Here is a 24,054-nt window from a genome sequence, read left to right on the forward strand (position 1 = left end):
GAACTTGCCGTTTTTCATGCGTCCAATCATAAAGGGCGCAACGATGTTTAAAAATTGCAGCAGTGAAGGTCACTTATGACCCATGCAGGAGAGTACCCAGATGACATATGATGACTTAATCCCCGTTATTCGCCGTCTCGCGTTGGAAGCAGGCACGCGCATTATGGAAATCTATGATGGCCCTGATTTTGACGTAAAACTGAAATCTGACGAAAGCCCGGTGACCGCCGCGGATGAAGCTGCTGATGCGTTGATCTCTGCCGGGCTGCGCAAAGCGTTTCCCGATGTCATGCTGGTGACAGAAGAACAGGCCGACAGTCACAGCTTGCAGGGGGATACTTTCCTGATCGTTGATCCGCTGGATGGTACGAAGGAATTCATTCATCGTCGCGGCGATTTCACAGTGAATATCGCTTTGGTCGAAAATGGTGTCCCAACACGAGGGGTGGTTTACGCCCCAGCGAAAGAGCGACTGTTTTACACCACAGCTGACGGCCAAAGCGTCGAGGAGACAGGCGCGTTTGATTTGGACACCGTAGGCGCGGTTTCACCGATTTCAGTATCGGAGCCAGACAATTCTGCCTTGCTTATTGTTGCATCAAAGTCACACCGGGATCAGGCCACGGAAGATTACATTGGCAAGTATCAGGTGGCCGACAGCAAGAGCGCAGGATCGTCCTTGAAGTTCTGTCTTGTCGCAACGGGAGAGGCGGATCTTTACCCGCGTGTTGGCCGCACAATGGAATGGGATACAGCAGCAGGCCATGCGGTTGTAACGGGCGCAGGCGGGCAGGTTGTGCGTTTTGATGATCATACGTCATTGCTGTATGGCAAAGAAGAATATGCAAACCCATTCTTCATTGCAACAGCGCCAGGCGTGGTCCTGAAAAAGCCTTAAATTGTAAAGGTTTGGTCATGTTCTTGATTAAGCGGATATGATGAAATTGGGGCGTCGCATTCACATATATGACGTCCCTTTTTTTCTAAATTTTGAGTTTAGTTACGGAATGCTTGAGAATTTAATTCCGTCAGGTTAGACTCTTTCAAGAGGTATTCGTAGCTGGTGTTTCGCCTTAAATGCGCTGAAACGCTTGCTTGAAAATTTAAGTAATCTTGAATGTTTCTATGCGACAAGATGATGTTCAAAAGCGGTTGGTAAACTGTGTTCCTGGTGCTCGTGCACGTAAAATGCGCGAAAATGTGAAGTCAAAACTGTTGATATGCTGTGGGCAGTGGGACAAAGAGTTGTAAAATCGAGCGATCTGGCTTGTGTGCCATTTTGAACAGGACTAGTCATGCCGAAAATGATTGGTCTATTTATATTGAGTATAGGAGTGCGACGAGATGCGGCGTAAGGTGACGAAGGCGATTTTCCCAGTTGCGGGATTGGGCACAAGATTTTTGCCCGCCACGAAGGCGATCCCTAAAGAAATCATGACCTTGGTTGACCGTCCTCTTATCCAATATGCAATTGATGAGGCGCGGGCTGCTGGCATTCGTGAGTTCATTTTTGTTACGTCGCGCGGAAAAAGCGCACTTGAAGACTATTTTGACTTCGCGCCTGAGCTTGAAAACTCGTTGCGCGAAAAGGGCAAAACGGAACTGTTGGAGGCCCTGAAGGCAACCAATATGGAAAGTGGCGCGATTGCTTACATTCGACAACATCAGGCCCTGGGGCTTGGTCACGCGGTATGGTGTGCGCGCCGGTTGATCGCGAATGAACCATTTGCCGTTATCTTGCCGGATGATGTGATCGCCGCAGATACACCTTGCCTGCAACAAATGGTTGAAGCCTATGAAGAAACTGGCGGGTCCATGGTTGCTGCGATGGAAGTCCCACAGGAAAAAACATCCTCTTACGGTGTTTTGGACGTGAAAGATGACATGGGCGCTTTGGTGTCTGTGAAAGGCATGGTCGAAAAACCTGATGCAGACCAAGCCCCATCGAACCTTGCGGTGATTGGACGTTATATTCTTGCACCAAAAGTTCTACAGAACCTCAGTAATATTAAGCGCGGCGCGGGTGGTGAGATCCAACTGACTGACGCGATCGCCCAAGAGATCGAGAACGGCCGCGACGTCTTTGGTTACCGCTTCCGTGGGCAACGTTTTGATTGCGGCTCAAAAGCTGGGTTCTTGCAAGCGACCGTGGCGTTCGGTTTGTCTCGCCCCGATTTGAAAGATGAATTCTCAGAGTTCTTAGATGGCATGTCGATGCTGAAGCAAGCAGCACAATAACAGGACGAAATTGTGACAAATATTCTGGTGACTGGCGGCGCGGGCTATATCGGTTCACACGCATGTAAAGTGCTGAAGAATGCGGGTTATACCCCCGTTACATTCGATAATTTCATCACCGGATGGCGAGACGCCATAAAGTTTGGCCCTTATGTTGAAGGCGATTTACTGGATCGCGCCAGCATTGACGCAGCCTTTGCTGAATATCAGCCCGTTGGCGTCATGCATTTTGCAGCTCTAAGTCAAGTCGGCGAAAGCATGACACAGCCGGGTACATATTGGCAAAACAATGTGATGGGGTCCCTCAACCTGATCGAGGCCACTGTCGCTGCGGGTTGCAAGAATTTTGTCTTTTCATCCACTTGCGCCACATATGGCGAACAAGACAACGTTGTTTTGGATGAGAATTGCGCGCAGCTGCCCATCAATGCTTATGGCGCGTCTAAGCGCGCTATTGAAGATATCCTCGCGAACTTCGGCGAAAGCCATGGGTTGAACCATGTGATTTTCCGGTACTTTAACGTCGCAGGCGCCGATCCTGATGGCGAGGTCGGCGAATTCCACCAACCCGAAACACATTTGGTTCCATTGATGCTGGATGCATCAGTGGCAAACGTGGCGCATTGACGGTTTTTGGCACGGATTATGACACGCCCGACGGCACGTGCATTCGTGATTATGTGCATGTGATGGATCTTGTTGATGCGCATTTGCTGGGTCTGAAATGGCTTGAGCAAGGCAAAGGCAGTCGTGCGTTTAACCTTGGCACGGGGTCAGGGTATTCAGTACGTGAAGTGATCGAGCAAAGCCAAGTTGTTACCAACAAGCCTGTACCACATTCAGAAGGGCCACGCCGCCCAGGTGATTGCACCAAGCTGGTGTCTGGAAGTCAGCGCGCGATGGATGAGTTGGGCTGGACGCCAGAAAGATCATCTCTATCTGAGATGATCAAAGATGCGTGGCGTTGGCAGCAAAATGGGCATTACGACCAATAAAGTGACAGCTAAATATTTCAGTTTATGTGGTTTTCTTTTTGAGGTAGTTCTGCAGTGGTTAGAAATGCCGCAGGACGCATAGGTTGAGCAAAGCCAAGACATACGGTCAATTCCCAGTTCTAAGAGACCTCGCATATGCATATAAACTGCGTTTGCGACGCAAACGTTTGTTGTGGCGCGCGTTCCGAAAGCGCCGTGAACTGACCGTTGTTTCAGATTGCACCCAGACCATCGTTGCCGATGATATCCTTCTGTTCTCGACTGTGCGCAATGAAGTGGATCGCCTGCCATATTTCATCGATCATTACCGAAAGCTGGGTGTCCGGCATTTCCTATTTGTGGACAACGCTAGTACGGATGGCACCGCAGATTTTTTGGCTGCACAGCCCGATGTTTCGCTTTGGCATGCGGAGGCTAGTTACAAAAAATCCCGCTTTGGTGTCGATTGGTTGACATATTTACAAGGAAAGTTTGCGGATGGTCATTGGTGCATCACGGCTGATGCCGATGAATTGCTGGTCTATGCAGACGATACAAGGTGCGATCTACGCCAACTTACATCGTGGCTGGACACGCGTGATATTCCCGTGTTTTCCGCGTTGATGCTGGACATGTTTCCGGAAAACTCGCTTGGGCAAGATGCATACCAAGCAGGGGAAGATCCGATTGTATCCCTTCCTTGGTTCTCGCCGGACGGATATTATTGGGAATGGCAGCCAAAGTACCGCAATATGTCAATTCGAGGTGGGGCACGTGAACGTGTGTTCTTTTCCCAAAAGCCCGGCCATGCACCACATCTGAACAAGACACCTTTGGTGCGATGGTCTCGCAAATATGTTTACAGCAGTTCCACGCATCTTCTGTTGCCGCGGCGATTAAATGCCGGATTCGATCAGCGTAACAACCCTCCGACGGGGGCCTTGTTGCACACAAAATTCCTCAACAGTGTTGTGGCGAAATCCATTGAGGAAAAGCAGCGACGGGAACATTTCACTTATACCGAACGCTATGACCGATATTATGACGATATTATCGCGCGGCCTTGCCTGCGCGATGAACATTCACTGCGATATGGCGGCCCAGAACAGTTGGCGCAACTTGGGCTGATCTCCGGGGGGGGTTGGAGTTAAGAACCCGCTACGTTCCGCAAAATGTTTGGTATGCGGGCATTCCTTGGGGTGCAGGTTGGGCGTATTCTTCAAAGTCTGCGCGTTTGGTGAATGGCTTACTGAGAACGCTGAGTAAGGTGGAAACATCGGCAAGATCGTTGCTTTCCGTGGCGGCCTGCAGCGTCTGTTCAACCATGTGATTGCGTGGGATATAAATCGGATTAACGCTGTCCATGTCGGTGAAAATCGCGGTTTCGGCGCGGGCTTCAGCCTGTAGGCGTGCGCGCCACCTTACGTGCCAAGCGCGTATCTCGCTTGGATCAGCAAAGCGGTCACAAGTCTGTTTGGCGTCCGGCAGTGTTCGGAAGAAACCAGTATAGTCGACGTTTGCACCGTCAAGCAGTTGAAACAGATCTGCCAGTAGATCTCGATCACCGCTGTCTTGATGTTGTAAGCCACATTTCCTGCGAATTAAGGTCTGCCAGAACTGTAAATGCTGGGCCATAAAGCCATTTACGACATCGCCGGCCAACTGGATGGCACGGTCAGGGTCACCAGGTGCGATCAGATCAAGCAAGCTTTCGGCAAGACGCGCCAAATTCCATTGCGCCATCTGCGGCTGGCGACCATAGGCATACCGCCTCATACGATCAATGGAGCTGAACACGGTCTGCGGATCATATGCGTCCATAAACGCGCAAGGCCCATAATCGATGGTTTCGCCTGAAATCGTCATATTGTCAGTGTTCATCACACCATGCACAAACCCAACCGACATCCATTTCGCCAATAACTTGGCTTGGCGTTCAGAAACGCGCATGAGGAATTGCAAATATTGGTCATCTTGATTGGCAAGATCGGGGTCATGGCGGGCGATGGCGTAATCGGCCAATTGCCTTACCTTATCCGTCTCACGCCGAGCTGCGAAAAACTGGAAAGTGCCGACACGCAGGTGACTGGATGCGATCCGGGCCAAAACCGCGCCGGGTTCAGGGCCGTTTTGGCGCATGATTTGTTGGCCTGTCGTACAGGCGGCCAAAGCGCGGGTGGTGGGAATGTTCAGCGCATGCATTGCCTCGCCCATGATATATTCACGCAAAACCGGGGCCAGAACGGCCTTGCCGTCGCCGCCGCGCGAAAATGGCGTTTTACCGGATCCTTTGAGATGTAGGTCGAAACGTCCATCTTCGCTCACTATCTCGCCCAGCAACAACGCCCGCCCATCACCCAGTTTTGGCGAAAAGTTCCCAAATTGATGCCCGGCATATGCCATGGCGAGGGGTTTTGATGTGTTGGGGATGAGGCCACCAGTCAAAACACGCGCGCCCTCTTCACTGTTGAATGTCGCGGCATCCAACCCAAGTTCACGTGCGAGATCATGATTAAATAGTGCGATTTGAGGGTTGGGAACGATATCCCCGGTCCAAGACGTGTAACATCCCGTCAATTGATCGGCGTAGGTGTTCTCAAAGGGAAATTGCAGCAGATCAGTCATCAGATTGTATTTTTCCACGTAAAGTTTTGACTTCGCCCCGACGAGTTTTTGCATCCATCCGGCGACGTTTTGAGCCCAATGTCGGTCGTGTAGCGATGCGCCGTTTGGGGCGTTCCAGGGCTTGTTTTATCAATTCAGTCAGGCGGTCACGGGCAATTTCGCGGTTTCGCGCTTGGCTGCGTGTGTCTTCAACGCGCAAAACCAAAGCGCCTTCCAAGGTCCAGCGTCGTCCGGCCAATCGTTTCAGGCGGGCCTTCACGGGTTCTGGCAGATTTGGGCTGCGCGCGGCTTCGAAGCGCAATTCCACGGCCGTGGAAACCTTGTTCACGTTTTGCCCACCGGGGCCAGAAGACCGCGTGAAGCTTTCGGAAAGTTCCCAATCCGCGATGGTGATAGTGTCGTTGATACGCATTTGGCCAAGCTAAGCTGTGATGTCTCAAAATGAAAGAGCCCCTGCGGATGTCGCAGAGGCTCTTCTCGAGAATTGGAGGTGGCAAGCAGGGCCCTGAAGCCCGGAGCCGAGATCACATTCGCTAAGATTGCCTGTCGAATGCTCCCTCGTTCGTAACCTTCACCAGCTGCTCCTGTTTCCCAATAATCATTGGCACCTCCCTTCTGGTTGATATTCACACCATGAGGTTGCCATAGATTTTGTGTTTGTCAAAATAAATTATACAGGATGTGCCCGTGAATTTTTTGTGAAGGCCCGGAAGGGTACCAGTGCGATCAGGCTTAAGGTCAGCTTGACCATCCAATCAGCGACCGCAAGCGACACCCACAGCGGGGCCATGAAGCCAACGCCAAGTAAGGGCAAAACCTCGCCGGCCCAGGACACATCATTGCCTGGCTCAAGGAAGATAAAGCCGGCAGAAAACGCGATGGTAAAGAAGATCGCGGTATCAACCGTTGATCCGATCAACGTGGATGCCAAGGGCGCACGCCACCAAGCGCCTTCACGTAGGCGGTTGAAGATGGCGACATCCAAAAGTTGCGCGGTCAGGAAGGCCAAACCAGACCCTATTGCGATGCGCAGGGTCACAAGTGGGCCAAACTCACCCATGATCTGTGTGCCGATGAACGAACAGATGATGCCGGTCACAAAGCCGACGAAAACCACTTTACGCGCGGCCTGTGCGCCATATACGCGGTTCATAATGTCGGTGACAAGGAAGGCGAAAGGATAGGTGAAAGCACCCCAGGTCAACCAGCTGCCAAGCAGGTGTTGAACAAGGATGTTAGAGGTGACCACAATTGCGGCCATGGCAAGAATGCCGGGGAGAAGACGTGTCATGATATGATCCCGTTTTATCAAGGTAGCGGAGAACTCGGCCCCATGTCATACGGGACGGCGCGCTTTAGCACGGGCCGCGCCGATAAATCAAGGCATTACATATTCGACAAATTCGGTGGTTTGCAGAATGAAATAATTATTGTCCGACACCATCGTGATGCGTATGCGCCATTGATCGTCACGCCAAAGGGAAATTCCTTCAAGATTGTCGTGCTGACCGGGTGTGGTTTTCAAAATGACCTCGCCTTCAGAAATATGATCGCCCGTAATGGTGAACCGCCTGATACGGCTGGCAAATCCAGGGAATGCCAGTTTGCGTTCAAGCAAATAAAACATGCCATCGGGGCCGAAATCTGCACCCACCGCCAAGAAACCATCATGACGCGCAATGGCAAAAGGTTGATCCCAGAGATCATGTCGATACCGCCAAACTGGGAAGTCACCGCCATCACGTGGGTCTTCGGGCAGGGTGAAATATGCGCCGTTCTCATCAACGGCCAAAGCTTCTAGCGCGGCGTTTTCAGGCAATTGCCGGAACGCATCGGGGCGTGTGTGGCGTATCAAGTCTATGGTTTCGGCATGCGTATCTGGCACGGATGAAAGGCGCGGAACACCTTCAAACGAAAGCATAAGATTGCCGTTTTTTGACAAAGCGAGACCTTCGCTGTCGCCGGATTTCCCACGAAATTCTTGCCCGTCCACATCACGTAATGACATAGCAGGTGCAATCAACATGTCCGAAATCTGGGTTTGATTGCGTGCAAACTGCCCCTCGAACAGAATGGCCCGATCACTGAGAACAAAGAAACGATTGCCATCCTCACTGATTTCCAGCGCTGATAGGCCACCAAACCCGGCAATCACATTGCCGGGGGCGAAGCTGCTTAGATATTGCGCTTGGGGGGCTGGGCTCTGCTGATCTTGGGCTATTGCACCGGTACAGATCAGCAGAAAAGCCGCTAGCGCGAGTTTAGAACGTCTACGCATTTTTGTGGCAGGTCGGAAACACGCAATTCGCGGCGCGGCTGTGGTGCTGGCGCATTAGGGTCACGTGGTTGTGGAGGGGGCGGGTCAAGAATGTCATTCACCCAACGTTGCGCATCGGCACAGCCATCACCTGCTGGGGGTGGGGCTTGGTTTTCGCAATTTCGCGATCCGCGCTGACAGCGCAAGCGGACATGAAAGTGGTAATGATGCCCATACCAAGGGCGAATCTTATTCAACCAAGAACGATCCCCAGTTTCGTCGTTGCACATTTGCACCTTCGCACCTGGAAATACGAAAATACGTGCAACTTCGGGGTCGCTGGCGGCCGCGCGTAGGATCGCATGGTGTTCGGGTGTCCAATTGTTGTTCACAAAAGCACCACCGGCACGACGCATAGAGATCGAGCTGAGGTTCTCACGTTGACGCCGCGAAAGGTTTAAATCCATCGCCGGGCGCATCCAAATATCGATATCAAGACCGATCTGGTGTGAACGGTGCCCGGACAGCATGGGGCCGCCACGGGGCTGCGACATGTCGCCAATGTAAAGGCCATTCCAGCCGATATCGCGGGCCTCACGCGAGAGACGTTGCACAAAGTCGACGGTGCGGGGATGGGCCCAGTTGCGGTTGCGCGACAGACGCATCGCCTGCCAAGTGCGCCCGGTTTCAGCCAATTGTTCGGCACCTGCGATGCAGCCCTTGGCGTAAGATCCGTGCGACCTCGCACGTTGATTAGAGGCCTCATCATGGGCGCCAAAAAACTGTTTGGCTGGTGCATCTTGGGCGTGAATTGGCAATGCCGCCCCCAGCGCCAGACATGCGGAAAGGAATAGATATTTCATTAAATAGCCTCGTTACGAATTCTGCTCACCTTCGGGTTTTACCCATTTCAACAGCACCAGACCAATAAGGAACAATGCGATAAGCGGAGCGATGCCGACAGCTTGATTGCCGAAGGTGCTGGTGAAGTAGAAGATCAGGAATGGCGCGATGAAAGACGTGGCTTTGCCGGATAGCGCGTAAAGCCCAAAGGCTTCGGTCATGCGATTGGGGTTGGCTTGGCGCACCATCATCGTGCGGCTGGCAGATTGCAACGCGCCGCCAGCTGCACCGATCAATGCCCCAACGAAATAGAAGGCAATGTCTGGTAAGTATGACGCGGCATCAACCGGGATGCCCATGACAGATTGACGATTGATGAAGACGGCCAAGATCACGGCAAGAGTTAGCGCAAGAACACAGGTGACGATCACGGGTTTCGGACCAAATTTTTCATCTGCACGCCCGCCGTACCATGCAAAAATCGCGCCCGTGATAATGGCGAGAATACCGAAGATGCCCGTGCTTACGACGCTCCAGCCCAGGACGCCTGATGCGTATAATCCGCCAAAAACATAGATCCCGTTCAATGCGTCGCGGTAAAACATGGATGACAACAGATAGGCCGCTAGACTGCCTTGTGTGCGCAACCCAGAAACAGTTTTTCCGAGTCCCTTCAGGGCTTTACCGATTTGCACTCCCGACACGGATGAGGTCTTGGGGTCTTTCACCCATAGGAAAAATGGGATCATACCAAGGATGAACCAAATGGCTGTGAGCGGGCCAACAAATCGTGTGCCTTCGCGCTGGGCCGCGTCAAAACCAAACAATGGGTCCATTCCGATTAGGGTTTTGCCATTGCCTTGTTCTGCAAAAAACAAAAGCATAACCACAAGCGTGATCAAGCCTCCCACGTAGCCAAATGCCCAGCCATTGCCTGAGATGCGCCCAACTTCTTCGCGAGAGCCAAGATCAGGCAACATGGAATTTGTGAAAATCGTCGCGAATTCCATCCCTATCAACCCGATCACGAAGAAGATCATCACGGTGTTTAAGTTCGTAGCCTCAGGTGCGGCGATCCATAGACCGGCAGATCCGATCACATACATGACCGAAAACAACCAAATCCAGCGCACACGATTGCCTGCGTTGTCAGCAATCGCACCCAAAACTGGGGCGATGACGGCGATGATCAGACCTGCCATACCGACATACCAGCCCCAAAGGGCTTGGGCTTCAGCGCCATCGCCAATGATAGATTTGATGTAGGGGCCGAAAATGAACGTCAGTAAAAGCGTGTTGTAAGGTTGGCTGGCCCAGTCAAAAAAGAACCAACCCCAGATTTTCTTGCGCAATGAAATCTCAGACAAACCTACACCTCTATACCACTTGGTTTCTCAAGGTATGGCGGGAAACCAAGTGGCAGGCAACAGTGCTGTGGGTTTAACTGTCGTGTGGGTTTGGTTCTGGGGGCCAGGGGCGGGTTGCTTCTGCGTCAATCCAGGCTTTTGCCCAACTCGGCAAGGGCGGGCTTTCGATCTGTATGCCCATGGCCTCGGGGACACGTTCTGGTGCAACCAAGCCGTTTTTATCGGTGACCGCGGCGCGCAATAACATGTGGCCTGTGCATTGGCCTTTGCGCCAAAGGCTTTGTTCCATATAGACAAAACGTTCATCCCAACCCAGCAAGGATGTCCGCATTTCGACCTTGTGGAAGGCACGCACGCGCTTACGATAGCGCACGGAAACCCCGGCAACCGCCATGCCCCACCCCTTTTTGCGCACAAGGCCAATGATGCCGATCCGCATAGAATGTGGGACACGGCCAAGATCGAACATGGTCAGCGTGCGACCGTTGTTCAGTTCCATCCAAAAATCAAGATCCCAAGGCCAGCAGATGTGATGAGAAACATGAGTTTCAAAGAAGCCAAGCGGCTTGGCGTGCCAATGGATGGCGATTTCTTTGGCCATTCGAAAAATCGGATACATGTTGCGCCCTTTGCAATATTCGGTCTGTCGTTAACGCGAAATGCGGAAAACGCCAGCATAACCTTGCGTGATGGGTGCAGATTGCATAGTTGCATAATGAGCGAAATACAGGAGCCCGAAAAGAATGGTAATTGATGAACTGCTACGGCTGATCCTTGGCGTCGTTTGGATGGTCATGATCGCACATATTATCATGAGCTGGCTGATCAACTTTCAGGTTCTCAACACGCAACAACCCTTGGTTTGGCAATTGTGGAGCGGTCTTAACCGTTTGTTGGAACCGCTTTATGCGCCTGTGCGCCGCTACTTGCCAGATACACGTCCGCTTGATCTTGCACCATTGGCGGTGTTCGTCGCCTTGATCGCGTTGCGCAATATCATTTTGCCTGCGATCTTTGGTTTGCGCTAGGGCGCTTGCTGCTGAATCCTGCCTGTGTGATAACCGTCGAAAACATGGATAGTCCCACAGGCAATGCAGACATTACGCGATAATCTATCTTCGGTTTTCGGGTTTTCCGATTTTCGCCCTGGTCAATCAGAGGTGGCGGAAGCCGTGTTCAACGGCGAAAACACCTTGGCGATTATGCCAACGGGTGGTGGGAAATCACTTTGCTTTCAATTGCCTGCAATTTGTCGCGATGGCGTGACGGTTGTGATTTCCCCGTTAATTGCCTTAATGCGCGATCAGGTGCGTGCCCTGCGCGAAGCGGGGGTCGAGGCCGGTGCATTAACTTCCCAAAACACGGACGAAGAAACAGACGAAGTGTTCGATGCCCTGCGTGAAGGGCGTCTGAAACTATTGTATCTTGCACCAGAACGCTTGGCGTCGGGTGCTGCGCAGAACATGTTGTTGCGTTCAAATTGTACGATGATTGCCGTGGACGAAGCGCATTGCGTCAGTCAGTGGGGGCATGACTTTCGACCGGATTATTTGCGTATCGGTGAGTTGCGCAAGAAATTGGATGTGCCGCTGGCCGCATTTACTGCCACAGCCGATGAAGAAACCCGCGCGGAAATTGTCACCCGTCTGTTTGATGGTGAGGCGCCAAAGACATTCCTGCACGGGTTTGATCGACCCAATTTGCATCTGGCATTTTGTGCCAAAGACCAACCTCGTCAGCAAATTTTAGATTTCGCAAGCGCGCGCAAAGGGCAATCTGGAATTGTCTATTGTGGCACACGGAAAAAGACCGAATCCCTCGCCAAGGCACTGAATGACGCTGGGCATGTGGCGTGTCACTATCATGGCGGGATGGAGGCCGATGATCGGCGCATTGTGGAACGGCGGTTTCAGCGTGAAGATGGGTTGGTGGTTGCGGCGACCGTGGCGTTTGGCATGGGGATCGATAAGCCTGATGTACGCTGGGTTGCGCATGCGGATTTGCCGAAATCTATTGAGGCCTATTACCAGGAAATTGGGCGCGGTGGTCGTGATGGCGCACCTGCGGAAACGCTGACGCTTTATGGTTCCGATGACATCCGGTTTCGTCGTACTCAAATTGACGAAGGTCTTGCCCCAGCGGAACGCAGAATGGCGGATCATGGGCGGCTGAATGCTTTGCTGGGATTGGCTGAATCTTTGGCCTGCCGACGCGTGAAATTGTTGGGCTATTTTGGTGAGGCGGCTGAGCCCTGCGGGAATTGTGATCTGTGTCAAACACCACCGGAAACTTTTGATGGAACGTTGGCGGTGCGCAAAGCGCTGTCAGCGATTTTGCGCACGGGTGAATATTTTGGGGCGGGTCATTTGATTGAAATTCTGCTGGGTAAAACCACGGATAAAATCGAACATCATGGCCATGAAAAACTGCCAACGTTCGGGGTTGGAAAAGAATATACGCGTCAGCAATGGCAAGGTATCTTTCGCCAAATGATGGGGCATGATTTGGTACGTCCAGACCGGGAACGTTTCGGCGCCTTGCGTATGACAGAAGCCGCGCGCCCTTTGTTGCGCGATGAAGCCACCATTGAATTGCGCAAAGACAGCATTCGAAAATCAACCACCCGTCGCCCCGCTGTGAAAACATTGGTCAGTGAGGATGACGCGCCGTTGTTGTCCGCGCTGAAGGCCAAACGTCGTGGATTGGCGGAAAGCGCAAATGTACCTGCCTATATTATTTTCAACGATAAAACATTGATTGAAATGGCGGAAACACGCCCCATGAATCTTGATCAGATGGCGCAGGTTTCCGGGGTCGGTGCGAAGAAACTTGATAGTTATGGCGCTGAATTTCTAGAGGTCATCGCCGGGGAACGCCCCGCGCAGATGCATCCGATTAGACGTTCGATGGCAGGGAAAACCTCGGGCGAATTGTTTGATCGGCTTTCGCAGATCCATCTGACTTTGCAGCGCGGTGTTGACGGGATCGATAAGCCCTTATCCTGCAGTCAAAGCACGTTGCGCAACATTGCGGAACGCCGTCCCGGCAGTATCGGTGCATTGGCCAGTGTTCCAGGAATGGATATGGCCAGGGCTGAACGTTTTGGGGACGCGTTTTTAGAAACGATCTCGCAAGATTAAGACTTATTCTATGCCGTCCAAGTCCGCACATTCTTCCGGCTTTGCGTCGTGGATTCTTTCAATAATCAGCGCCTTTTTCAGGGGTTTCGTGAGGTAATGCGTCACGCCTGCGGCAAAAATAGAATCTGAATCGCCATCCATTGCATGGGCTGTGACGGCGACAATTGGGACAGGTGATGTATCCGCTTCGATCTCAAGGCGGCGGATTTCGGCGGTTGCCTGTTTTCCGTCCATTTTGGGCATTGAGATATCCATGAAAATCATGTCGGGATTGAAGGCTTGAAAATATTCGACCGCCTCAATGCCATTTTCGGCGAATTTAAGGTCAATGTTCAAAGCTTTGATCATTTTACTAAATACGAGGCGATTGGTTTTATTGTCCTCAGCCGCAAGCACGCGCATCATCCGAGGGGCAGCTTCTGTCGTTATGGGTTCATCTGAAATCGGGATATCGTCGGGTGCGACGTCTGGCTGCATGACGGGAACATCAACAGCTGCAATAGCTTCGTTTGATGTGGAAAGACTCTCTGTTGGAATGTGGACCGTCTGGAAATCAGGTTTCTGCGGCCTGGTGGCATTAGGGCCGTGAAGGCCCGCGATGATTCGATTGTTGCTGGGTTCTTCAGGAACACGGGGGAGAGGGATTTTCAGGCCAAAACAAGATCCTTCATCTACAATCGAATCGACCCAAATATCGCCGCCCATCAAGTGAACAAGTTCCCGTGTGATCGCGAGGCCAAGGCCCGTACCGTCAAAGCTGCGGCTGTGTTCATCTTCTGCTTGATTGAATTCCCCGAATATATGTTCGAGCTGATTTTTCGGAATTCCGATCCCGGTGTCTTCGATTTCAATGCGTATCAACATGTTTTCTGGGTCAGAGGTTTCCACGCCAGCGACCCGCAAGACAACCTGCCCTTCAAGCGTGAATTTTATGGCGTTTCCAAGCAGGTTGATCATGATCTGGCGGATACGGCCAGGATCCGCGATGAACTGACGGGCAAGATCGTCTTCCCATTGAAAATCCAGCGCGAGACCTTTGTCCGTGGCCGTCGGGCGCAGCAGAGTGCATATTTCGTCAAGCGTTTGAAATAGATCAAATGGTTCCAATGTGAGTTGCAGTTTGCCCGCCTCAACTTTTGAATAATCAAGAACGTCATTGATTATCACCAGCAGCGCCTCGCCGGATCCTTTGATCGTGTCCACATATAGTTGCTGTTCGTCATCCAGATCACTGTCTTGCAGCAGGTCAGCCATGCCCACGACGCCATTCATCGGGGTGCGCAGTTCGTGACTCATGTTGGCGAGGAAGGATGATTTGGCGCGATTCGCGGTTTCGGACCGATCGCGGGCTTCCTTCAGTTTATGTTCGTAACGAATGGTGTCCGTGATATCATGCGCCAAAGTTACCGTGTCGCCATTGGGGGCGCGCCGATCAATGACTTTGATGAAACGTTGGTTCCAAAGCTTGATCGTAATGTCAGCGGGTGCTGTCGACAACCAGCGTTCCAACATTTGTGTCTGCCATTCTGAAGGGTGTTTCTTGCCAATATCAATGGCACCTTCTTCGACCAGAAGTTCGACAAGCCGACCATAGGAAACACCTGGCTGAACTTCATCAAGCCCATCAAATATTTGTATAAAATTATCGTTGGCGGTAACCATGCGTTGGGTGTTGTCAAACACGGCGAACCCATCCTGGATCGTCTGTATCGAATTCCACAGGCGCTGTTCAGCCGTATCAAGATCGGAACGCACCTGGGTGTTTTCACCTTTCAGATGTTCCGCTTCTTCACGCAGGTGTTCCGCTTCTTCTCGTTTTTCGATGATCTGATCTGACAGTTGTAAGGCATGTTGTCCAAGGCGATCATTGGCATCAAACAGTTGAACTTGCTTTAGCTCAAGCAGGCGCTCGGCGGCCAATCGGCCACGGCGTTCATGTGCGAGCTTTTCTGACAGGTCCAAGTTGCGTCCCCCGGATGAATCGTGATCGTGTCAAAATCACAGATCAGGGTGAACAAGCTGTTAATCGCAGCGCCAAAAATGGAAATCAGCCATGTCTCAATGTTCGTGTCGTATCGTGGAACTGGCCGCATTCGTCAGATTTAACGTATGCGGCCAGTTGGAAGGTTAAATGCGCTCGATGGCCAGCGCGATGCCCTGACCGCCGCCGATGCACATGGTGATCAAGGCGCGTTTGCCGCCGATACGTTCCAATTCATACATCGCTTTGATGGTGATAATCGCGCCCGTCGCCCCCACGGGATGGCCCAATGCAATTGCGCCGCCGTTTGGGTTCACCTTGGCGGGATCAAGGCCCAGTTCCTTGTTCACAGCAATGGCCTGTGCGGCAAAGGCTTCGTTGCTTTCGATAACATCAAAATCGGCACCTGTTAGACCCGTTTTTGCGAATAGTTTTTGCACAGCGGGCACCGGACCAATACCCATGACTTCGGGGCGAACGCCTGCATGGGCATACCCAAGAATGCGCGCTTTGGGTTTCAACCCTGCACGTTCAGCGGCATCGGCTGTGGCAAGCACCATAGCCGCCGCACCGTCGTTGATACCAGAAGCGTTCCCTGCGGTGACCATGCCATCCTTTTTAAACGCGGGGCGTAGACCGGCCAGGGTTTCCAGGGTGCTGGCCTTTGGGTGTTCATCCGTGTCGAAGGGTACCATGTCACGCTTTACACGAATGTCGATCGGGGCGATCTGATTGGCGAAATACCCTGCCTCGATTGCGGCTTTGGCGCGGGTTTGGCTGGCCAGTGCGAACGCATCCATGTCTTGACGGGTGACATTATGTTCCCCCGCAACATTTTCCGCAGTGATGCCCATATGACCGCTGCCAAAGGGGCAGTTTAGCGTGCCCAACATCATATCAAGCGAAGTCACATCGCCCATTTTTTGGCCAAAGCGCGCAGCCGGCATAATATAGGGCGCGCGTGACATGCTTTCCGCCCCGCCAGCGAGTGCAAATTCGCAATCCCCCAGCAATAGAGACTGATATACCGAGACAATAGCTTGCGCACCCGACCCACAAAGGCGGTTCACATTCATTGCCGGGGTGCTGTCTGGAATACCTGCGCCGATTGCGGAAACACGCGATAAATACATGTCTTTGGGTTCTGTGTTGATGACATTGCCATAGACAACATGGCCGATTTGGGCGGCCTCAACGCCGGAACGTTCTAGCGCGGCTTTGGCCACATGGGTGCCGAGATCAGCAGGGCTGAGGGCCGCAAGGCTGCCGCCGAATGTGCCGATTGCCGTGCGTGCGCCATCAAGAATTACGATATCTGCCATATTTGACATGGGAGTCCTCCGAAACTGGTTACCCTATGTCTACGCGTTGGCCTTGATGTGGAAAGCATTACGCTTCGTCACGGCGTTTTATTCGCTGCGTTTCGACAGCTCGCATAATTGTTGTTTTAACAATGTGGCACCATCGCCAAGTTCAGCCATCAGTTCCGCTTGATAGGCATGCGCCAAGGGTGCCATTTCGGAAACCATCTGCCGTCCCTGATCGGTTAACGTAAGTTCCAGCAGGCGTCCGTCGGTGGGGTGGGGGCGTTTGTGGATCAAACCCCGATCTTCCAGGCGGCTGGCGGCGCGGCTGATCTTTGATTTATCCATATCCACACGTTGATGAATTTCGCGGACGGAAACTGTCCCGGAATCACTGAGATGCGCAAGTACGCGCCAATCTGGCACAGTCAGGTTAAAGCGTTCCCGATAGGTTTTTTCAAACCTGCGGGATACGCGCGTTGATGCCACGGCAAGTTGGTAGGGCAAGAAATCTTCTAGGCTGAAACGTGGGATAATATCTGTCATTTGGCTTTCTACGGTTTTTCTTAGATGCGCATGAATATGGGGTGCGATCAAGAGTAGCCCCATAATTAGGTCAGTAAAGTGGGGGAGTTTAAAGGCCGATCTTGACTTCGTTGCAAGTGCAACGATAATGATGGTCAAACGAACCACCCTATTCCAGCTGTCGAGAGGCCCCGATGACCAAGCAAACGCGTATGAATATTGCCCCTTCTTTAGCTGGACCGCATGAAGGCTACATGCCAGGATTCGGTAATGATTTCGAAACTGAGGCCCTGCCTGACGCTCTGCCTCAGGGAATGAACAGCCCGCAGAAGTGTAACTATGGTCTGTATGGTGAGCAGTTGACAGGCACGGCGTTTACTGCGCCGAGCCATCAAAACGAGCGCACCTGGTGTTATCGCATTCGCCCATCCGTTAAGCATTCTGCGCGCTATGAGAAAATCGACATGCCATACTGGAAGTCCGCGCCAAATGTGGACCCGGATGTGATTTCCCTTGGTCAATACCGCTGGGATCCCGTGCCACATACGGATGAAAAACTGACGTTTGTGACGGGCATGCGCACCATGACCACCGCGGGCGACGTGAACACCCAAGTCGGCATGGCGACACATGTGTATCTGGCGACGGAAACCATGGAAGATGATTACTTCTTCTCAGCGGATTCCGAGATCCTGGTTGTGCCGCAAGACGGTGTTCTGCGGTTTTACACCGAACTGGGCATTCTCGACGTTGCCCCACAGGAAATCGCGATCATTCCGCGTGGTCTTTTGTACCGTGTTGAGGTGGTTGAAGGCCCAGCACGTGGCTTTGTCTGTGAAAACTATGGGCAGAAATTTGAACTTCCGGGTCGTGGCCCAATTGGCGCGAATTGCATGGCGAACCGTCGTGATTTTAAGTCACCCGTGGCCGCTTGGGAAGACCGCGAAGTGCCGTCCACTGTGACCATCAAATGGTGCGGTCAGTTCCATAAAACCCATATCAATCAATCGCCTCTGGATGTTGTGGCCTGGCACGGCAACTATGCGCCCGTGAAATATGACCTGACAACATATTGCCCCGTGGGTTCCATCCTGTTTGATCACCCTGATCCGTCGATCTTTACCGTTCTGACCGCGCCTTCTGGTCAGCCGGGCACTGCAAACATTGATTTTGTGCTGTTCCGCGAACGTTGGATGGTCATGGAAGATACGTTCCGCCCGCCTTGGTACCATAAGAATATCATGTCCGAACTGATGGGCAATATTTACGGTCAATATGATGCCAAACCACAGGGCTTCATCCCTGGTGGTGTGTCGCTTCACAACATGATGATCCCGCATGGGCCGGACAATGATGCGTTCGAAAAAGCCTCGAACACGGAACTTGGGCCAGAAAAACTCGACAATACCATGTCGTTCATGTTCGAAACCCGCTTCCCGCAGCATATTACTGCCTTTGCCGCGAATGAGGCGCCCTTGCAGGACGATTACATGAGCTGCTGGGACGACATCGAGAAGAAATTCGACGGCACCCCAGGGAAAAAGTAAACGGTATGAAGCTTTACAGTTATTGGCGTTCGACCACCTCCTTTCGTGTGCGCATTGCGTTGCACATGAAAGGGGTGGCGTTTGAAACCCTGCCGGTGGATCTGGTGAAGGGGGAACAGCGCGCGCAAGATTACCAGGTGATCAATCCCGGTAAGGGTGTGCCTGCGCTGGTGTTGGATGACGGTACGGTTTTGACGCAGTCCTTGGCGATTTTGGACTACCTTGATCGCGTCTATCCCGAACCCGCCTTGCTGCCCGTTGATCCGATTGAACGCGCCAAGGTGCAAGCCGCTGCGCACGCCATCGCCTTGGATGTTCACCCGGTGAATAACCTGCGTGTTGGGGGGCAGTTAAAGGCACTGGGCCACAATCAGGATGACGTTGTGATCTGGATGAACCATTGGATGACAGAAGGGTTCACTGCCTTTCAATCGATGATCAAAACAGACACTAAATATGCCTTTTCTGATGTTCCGGGTCTTGCTGACGTCTGCCTTGTTGCGCAACTTTATAACGCCCATCGTTGGGGCACCGATATGAAACCCTTTGCGCGTCTGCTAGAGATCGAACAGGCCTGTCTGGCACTGCCCGCCTTTGATGCGGCGCGCCCTGAAAACCAGCCCGACGCGGGTTAAGAACCTAACAAGGAAACGCGAATGTCCTCTCTTATGAAATCCTGGGTCGAAAGCGCCAATTCGGCTGATTGCCCTTTTCCCCTGAACAACTTGCCTTATGGCGTTTTTACCACTGGCGACGAAGACCCGCGTTGCGGCGTTGCCATTGGCGACATGATTCTTGATGTGGCTTATCTCGAAGAAGAGGGCGTGATTGCCCTTGATGAAGACGGCGACGCGATGCTGGATCTGCCCTTCTGGAACGAAGTGATGGAAGCCGGTCGCGAGACTTGGGACGCCCTGCGCGCCCGTCTGATTGAACTGCTGTCTGCTGATGGTGATGCCGTGCTGCGTGATGACGCCGACATGCGCGCCCGTGCCTTTGTGCCGATCGCTGACGCCGAGATGCACTTACCGTTTGTCGTGTCTGAATACACGGATTTCTACGCGGGCAAACAACACGCGCAAAACATGGGTGCGATCCTGCGGGGTTCGCCTGATTTGCCCGCGAACTGGCTGCATATCCCAATCGGATATAATGGCCGCGCGTCTTCTGTTGTGGTGTCCGGCACCGATATTCACCGCCCCCTTGGTCAAAGCAAAGCGCCTGATGCAGAAATGCCGTCATTTGGCCCTTGTAAACGCCTTGATATCGAACTTGAGATGGGCGCGATTGTGGGCACCTCTTCCGAGATGGGCCAACCGATCACGGTTGATCAGGCCGATGACATGATCTTTGGTTATGTGTTGCTGAACGACTGGTCTGCGCGTGACATTCAGGGCTGGGAATACCAACCGCTTGGCCCATTTCAAGGCAAGGCTTTTGGCACGTCCATCAGCCCCTGGATTGTGACTTCTGCTGCGTTAGAGCCTTTTCGCACCGAAACACCCGCCCGCGATAAGGAACTTTTGCCTTATCTGAAAGAAAGCAAACCGGGCCTGTATGATATCTCGCTTGAGGTCACAATGCAGCCCGAAGGTGCCGCCAAAGCAACCACAGTTGCGCAGACAAATTACAGCCGCATGTATTATTCCGCCGCGCAACAACTGTGTCATCACGCGGTTGGTGGCGTGCCCATGAACGGTGGCGATTTGCTGGGTTCTGGTACGATTTCTGGCCCATCTAAATCTGAGTATGGTTCCCTGATGGAACTGTCCTGGGCCGGCAAAGAACCCTTTACCTTGGACACAGGTGAGACCCGTGGCTTTATTGAGGATGGTGATACGCTGACCTTAAAAGGTGCCGCCAAGGGTGACGGTTACCAGATCGGTTTTGGCGACTGCACAGGTAAAATTCTGCCCGCAATCACCGGTTTTGGCGAGGAATAGAGACACATGCGGCTTTGCCAGGATCATATCTGGGAACACACCCAACAGGGCAAAGCCGCGTTATCTTTACTGGATTGGCGGAATGGCGGCCTGCCATTCTTTCACGACATCAAGTGGATTGACCAACATCAACACGTTCAAGGCAAGGCCATCGCGGATCATGAACATGGTGAAAACCTCAAACCCAATCACAATCAGCAGGCTGGCCCAGATCGGCAGGCGCTTTGCCAGCCAGAAGCCCAGCAACATCGCGCCAATATCCGCCATGGAATTCACGACACTGTCCCCGAAATAATCGAGCGAAATCGTGACCGTGCGATAATGTTCAATCACGGCGGTGGTGTTTTCAGAGATCTCCCAGGCGGCTTCGATCAAAGTGGCGATCAGCAGACGCCAGCCAAGGGGCATACGACGGGCAACCAGCCAGAGAAAACCAAAGAATATAAATCCGTGGATGAGATGGCTGGGTGTGTACCAGTCGGTCAGGTGCTGGGATCCTTCAGAACTGAAGGTTTTACCCCACCAAAGTTTAACGGAGCCACATTTACAAATCGGCTCTCGCCCCATCCACAAAAGGATGATGGCGGTGGCCAGAACAACAAGGGCGGTGAGAAGCAGGGGAATATGTTTTTTCTGTATCATGGCGCCAATCAACCACACGACCACCAGGTTGTAAAATAAGGAAATCCATACCATGGCAAAAGCATTCGCGTCTCAGGGCGACATGGAAGACAAGAACATCAGCTTCACGGAAATCGGTGACGGCCTATACGCTTTTACCGCTGAAGGAGACCCTAATTCAGGCGTTATCATCGGTGATGAAAGCGTCATGATCATCGAAGCACAGGCAACCCCACGTCTGGCGAGCAAAGTGATCGAAGAGGTCCGAAAGGTCACGGACAAGCCGATCTCGCACATTGTTTTGACCCATTACCACGCCGTGCGCGTTCTGGGCGCGTCCGAATTTAATGCCCCGGAGATCATCATGTCCGGCGATGCCCGCGCGATGGTCGTTGAGCGTGGCCAAGAAGATTGGGACAGCGAATTTCAACGTTTCCCACGCCTGTTTCAGGGCCATGAAAGCATTCCAGGCCTGACTTGGCCGACCACCACTTTTGACGGCATGATGACGGTTTACCTTGGCAAACGCCGCGTTGATATTATGCAACTGGGCCGCGCACATACCGCTGGCGACGCCGTTGTTTGGGTGCCTGACGCAGAGGTGATGTTTACGGGCGATATCGTTGAATATCATTCCGCTTGTTATTGCGGTGACGGTCACTTCGCCGATTGGGGCGACACGCTTGATAACATCGCGTCGTTTGATCCAGTTTGCATCGCGCCTGGTCGTGGTGATGCGCTTGTTGGTCGTGAAATGGTCGAAGCCGCGATTGAGAACACCCGTGACTTCGTTGAAAGCACTTATCGCCCGGCTGCAAAAGTTGCCGCACGCGGTGGTTCCTTGAAAGAAGCCTGGGACGCTGTACGCGCAGAATGTGACCCTAAATTTGCGGAATATGCGATTTATGAGCACTGTCTGCCCTTTAACGTTGCTCGTGCATTTGACGAAGCGCGCGGTATTGAGACCCCGCGTATTTGGACCGCGCAACGTGATCTAGACATGTGGGCTGACCTGCAAAGCTAACTCACTCAGCCCTCCCTTGCGGGCGCTTTTTCCTAAAAGGGCGTGCGCAAGGGATCGACTAAAATGCCGGAGAGAGACATGACGAAGATATTCGAAAAACCACTTTATCCCTATGAACGCAGCCCGGATCAGGATGCGATCACGCCTGTGCGCCACAAGGTTGTTGTGATTGGGGCGGGGCCTGTCGGGCTTGCCGCCGCGATTGATCTTGCGCAACATGGCATTCCGGTCGTCGTGGTGGATGAAAATGACAAAGTCTCTCACGGGTCCCGCGCGATTTGTTTTTCCAAACGGATGCTAGAGATATCAGACCGCCTGGGCATCGGAGATCGTTTAGTTGAAAAGGGCGTGACCTGGAACAAGGGGCGGGTGTTTAACGGTGAAGACGAAGCCTATGCTTTTGATCTGTTGCCAGAAAGCGGCCACAAACGCCCGGCCTTTATCAATCTTCAGCAGTACTATCTGGAAGAATATCTGGTAGATCGCGTGCGTGAACTACAGGCCGAGGGCGCAGATATTGAACTGCGCGGCGGCAGTAAAGTTTCCGCAGTCGGCACGCATGAAACGCATGTTTCCCTTGAAATAGACACTGTTGAGGGGCCGTACAACATAGAAGCAGAATGGCTTATCCCCTGTGATGGCGCGGGCTCGCCCACACGTCGCATGATGGGCTGTGACTTTGGCGGGCGTGTGTTTGAAGATAACTTTTTGATTGCAGATGTGATCATGGACGCAGAGTTCCCAACAGAACGCTGGTTCTGGTTCGATCCCCCCTTTAACAAGGGGCAATCTGCGCTTTTGCATAAGCAGCCCGATGATGTTTGGCGCATTGATCTACAACTTGGTTGGGACATTGATCGCGAAGAAGAAATGCGACCTGCCAATGTGATCCCCCGGCTTGAGGCGATGTTGGGCAAAGACACAAAATTCCAGCTGGAATGGGTGTCTGTTTACACATTCCAATGTCGGCGTATGGACAAGTTTCGCCATGGTCGTGTGCTATTTGCGGGCGATGCGGCCCATCAGGTCAGCCCTTTTGGGGCGCGTGGTGCGAACTCTGGACTGCAAGATACCGACAACCTGTGTTGGAAATTGGCAAGCGTGATTAAGGGCGACGCGCCAGAAACCTTACTGGATACCTACAATGATGAACGTGTCGAAGCTGCGGATGAAAACATTCTGAACTCCACGCGTTCCACAGACTTTATTACACCGAAATCAGGCATAAGTCGTGTGTTCCGGGATGCGGTTTTGGATCTTGCGCAGACGCATGAATTTACCCGCCCATTGGTGAACTCGGGCCGCCTTTCGGTGCCTGCTGTTCATGATAGTTCCTGTCTGAATACCCCTGAAATAGGCTCTTTTCCAGCGCGAACGCGCCCGGGTGCTTCCGCTTCGGATGCCCCATTGCCCAACGGTTGGTTGTTGGATCAGATCGGCGGGGAATTTGCTGTTCTTACCATCGGGTTTGCGGCGCCAGACGTTCCCGAAGGTGTGAAATTGATCCACGTTGCAGAACCCTCGGATGAATTGAAGACACGCTATGCAGGGGATGGGGGAGGCGGCACAATCTTGTTCCGCCCGGATCAACATATTGCGGCGCGGTGGGCTGCGCCTTCCGCGATTGACATTGCGAATGCCATTCAGCGTGCAAAAGGGGCCTGA

Annotated in this window: 21 protein-coding genes and 1 pseudogene; 11 read left to right on the top strand and 11 right to left on the bottom strand. The window is 52.7% G+C overall.

Annotation, left to right across the window (positions count from 1 at the left end; all coding sequences use genetic code 11):
* Window positions 1–100: 100 nt before the first annotated feature.
* From cysQ to RJ38_RS08900, 4 genes and pseudogenes are all read left to right on the top strand, one after another.
* A complete protein-coding gene (cysQ, locus tag RJ38_RS08885) occupies window positions 101–898 on the top strand; it encodes a 3'(2'),5'-bisphosphate nucleotidase CysQ (RefSeq protein WP_039018494.1) in 798 nt (265 codons plus the stop codon).
* Window positions 899–1,344: 446 nt separating this feature from the next.
* Complete coding sequence (gene galU / locus RJ38_RS08890; RefSeq protein WP_039018495.1) at window positions 1,345–2,238, top strand: UTP--glucose-1-phosphate uridylyltransferase GalU; 894 nt, start codon at window positions 1,345–1,347, stop codon at window positions 2,236–2,238.
* A gap of 12 nt (window positions 2,239–2,250) precedes the next feature.
* Window positions 2,251–3,233: pseudogene (galE, locus tag RJ38_RS08895) on the top strand (UDP-glucose 4-epimerase GalE).
* A gap of 83 nt (window positions 3,234–3,316) precedes the next feature.
* Window positions 3,317–4,363 (top strand): glycosyltransferase family 2 protein, encoded by a 1,047-nt coding sequence (locus RJ38_RS08900; protein WP_039018496.1) that lies wholly within the window; start codon window positions 3,317–3,319, stop codon window positions 4,361–4,363.
* Window positions 4,364–4,370: 7 nt separating this feature from the next.
* On the opposite strand, the gene RJ38_RS08905 is transcribed toward RJ38_RS08900, so the two are convergent.
* The 7 genes from RJ38_RS08905 to RJ38_RS08935 form a co-directional block, all read right to left on the bottom strand.
* The gene (locus tag RJ38_RS08905) at window positions 4,371–5,825 is read right to left on the bottom strand and encodes a protein adenylyltransferase SelO family protein (protein ID WP_162183565.1); all 1,455 of its coding nucleotides are present in this window, start codon (window positions 5,823–5,825) and stop codon (window positions 4,371–4,373) included.
* A gap of 4 nt (window positions 5,826–5,829) precedes the next feature.
* On the bottom strand, window positions 5,830–6,249 hold the full coding sequence (gene arfB / locus RJ38_RS08910; RefSeq protein WP_039018498.1) for an alternative ribosome rescue aminoacyl-tRNA hydrolase ArfB: 420 nt from the start codon (window positions 6,247–6,249) through the stop codon (window positions 5,830–5,832).
* A gap of 258 nt (window positions 6,250–6,507) precedes the next feature.
* Complete coding sequence (locus RJ38_RS08915; protein ID WP_039018499.1) at window positions 6,508–7,128, bottom strand: queuosine precursor transporter; 621 nt, start codon at window positions 7,126–7,128, stop codon at window positions 6,508–6,510.
* Between the two features lie 87 nt (window positions 7,129–7,215).
* Window positions 7,216–8,115 (bottom strand): esterase-like activity of phytase family protein, encoded by a 900-nt coding sequence (locus RJ38_RS08920; RefSeq protein WP_039018500.1) that lies wholly within the window; start codon window positions 8,113–8,115, stop codon window positions 7,216–7,218.
* Complete coding sequence (gene mepA, locus RJ38_RS08925; protein WP_039018501.1) at window positions 8,088–8,957, bottom strand: penicillin-insensitive murein endopeptidase; 870 nt, start codon at window positions 8,955–8,957, stop codon at window positions 8,088–8,090. Before mepA ends, RJ38_RS08920 begins: the two co-directional genes overlap by 28 nt.
* Before the next feature lie 12 nt (window positions 8,958–8,969).
* The gene (locus RJ38_RS08930; protein ID WP_039018502.1) at window positions 8,970–10,304 is read right to left on the bottom strand and encodes an MFS transporter; all 1,335 of its coding nucleotides are present in this window, start codon (window positions 10,302–10,304) and stop codon (window positions 8,970–8,972) included.
* A gap of 73 nt (window positions 10,305–10,377) precedes the next feature.
* Complete coding sequence (locus RJ38_RS08935; RefSeq protein ID WP_039018503.1) at window positions 10,378–10,923, bottom strand: acyl-CoA thioesterase; 546 nt, start codon at window positions 10,921–10,923, stop codon at window positions 10,378–10,380.
* A gap of 124 nt (window positions 10,924–11,047) precedes the next feature.
* Here RJ38_RS08935 and RJ38_RS08940 point away from each other — a divergent pair, with 124 nt between their 5' ends.
* The gene (locus RJ38_RS08940) at window positions 11,048–11,332 is read left to right on the top strand and encodes a YggT family protein (RefSeq protein WP_039018504.1); all 285 of its coding nucleotides are present in this window, start codon (window positions 11,048–11,050) and stop codon (window positions 11,330–11,332) included.
* A 63-nt stretch (window positions 11,333–11,395) separates the two neighbouring features.
* Entirely contained in the window at window positions 11,396–13,444 is a 2,049-nt protein-coding gene (gene recQ, locus RJ38_RS08945; protein WP_039018505.1) for a DNA helicase RecQ, read from the top strand.
* A gap of 3 nt (window positions 13,445–13,447) precedes the next feature.
* Here recQ and RJ38_RS08950 read toward each other — a convergent pair whose 3' ends face one another.
* The 3 genes from RJ38_RS08950 to RJ38_RS08960 all read right to left on the bottom strand — a co-directional run bounded on the left by RJ38_RS08950 (window position 13,448) and on the right by RJ38_RS08960 (window position 17,275).
* Window positions 13,448–15,406, bottom strand: a complete 1,959-nt coding sequence (locus RJ38_RS08950) for an ATP-binding protein (protein WP_039018506.1) — start codon at window positions 15,404–15,406, stop codon at window positions 13,448–13,450.
* A 165-nt stretch (window positions 15,407–15,571) separates the two neighbouring features.
* Window positions 15,572–16,747, bottom strand: a complete 1,176-nt coding sequence (locus tag RJ38_RS08955) for an acetyl-CoA C-acyltransferase family protein (protein WP_039018869.1) — start codon at window positions 16,745–16,747, stop codon at window positions 15,572–15,574.
* Between the two features lie 87 nt (window positions 16,748–16,834).
* Window positions 16,835–17,275, bottom strand: a complete 441-nt coding sequence (locus tag RJ38_RS08960) for a MarR family winged helix-turn-helix transcriptional regulator (RefSeq protein WP_039018507.1) — start codon at window positions 17,273–17,275, stop codon at window positions 16,835–16,837.
* Between the two features lie 173 nt (window positions 17,276–17,448).
* Here RJ38_RS08960 and hmgA point away from each other — a divergent pair, with 173 nt between their 5' ends.
* The 3 genes from hmgA to fahA are packed head-to-tail and all read left to right on the top strand — an operon-like array spanning window position 17,449 to window position 20,744.
* Complete coding sequence (gene hmgA / locus RJ38_RS08965; protein ID WP_039018508.1) at window positions 17,449–18,801, top strand: homogentisate 1,2-dioxygenase; 1,353 nt, start codon at window positions 17,449–17,451, stop codon at window positions 18,799–18,801.
* A gap of 5 nt (window positions 18,802–18,806) precedes the next feature.
* Window positions 18,807–19,436 (top strand): maleylacetoacetate isomerase, encoded by a 630-nt coding sequence (gene maiA / locus RJ38_RS08970; RefSeq protein WP_039018509.1) that lies wholly within the window; start codon window positions 18,807–18,809, stop codon window positions 19,434–19,436.
* Between the two features lie 21 nt (window positions 19,437–19,457).
* The gene (gene fahA, locus RJ38_RS08975) at window positions 19,458–20,744 is read left to right on the top strand and encodes a fumarylacetoacetase (RefSeq protein ID WP_238321671.1); all 1,287 of its coding nucleotides are present in this window, start codon (window positions 19,458–19,460) and stop codon (window positions 20,742–20,744) included.
* A gap of 66 nt (window positions 20,745–20,810) precedes the next feature.
* Here the strand turns inward: fahA and RJ38_RS08980 are convergent, their stop codons facing one another.
* Entirely contained in the window at window positions 20,811–21,386 is a 576-nt protein-coding gene (locus RJ38_RS08980; RefSeq protein WP_039018871.1) for a DUF2585 domain-containing protein, read from the bottom strand.
* 52 nt (window positions 21,387–21,438) lie between these two features.
* Between RJ38_RS08980 and RJ38_RS08985 the strand changes: the two genes are divergently transcribed.
* Together RJ38_RS08985 and RJ38_RS08990 are read left to right on the top strand one after the other, a co-directional pair.
* Window positions 21,439–22,389 carry an MBL fold metallo-hydrolase gene (locus RJ38_RS08985; protein ID WP_039018510.1) on the top strand — a complete coding sequence of 317 codons (951 nt, stop codon included), beginning with the start codon at window positions 21,439–21,441 and terminating at the stop codon, window positions 22,387–22,389.
* Between the two features lie 78 nt (window positions 22,390–22,467).
* Complete coding sequence (locus tag RJ38_RS08990; RefSeq protein ID WP_039018511.1) at window positions 22,468–24,054, top strand: FAD-dependent oxidoreductase; 1,587 nt, start codon at window positions 22,468–22,470, stop codon at window positions 24,052–24,054.

It is taken from the genome of Halocynthiibacter namhaensis, assembly GCF_000812685.1.
Classification (GTDB): Bacteria; Pseudomonadota; Alphaproteobacteria; order Rhodobacterales; family Rhodobacteraceae; genus Halocynthiibacter; species Halocynthiibacter namhaensis.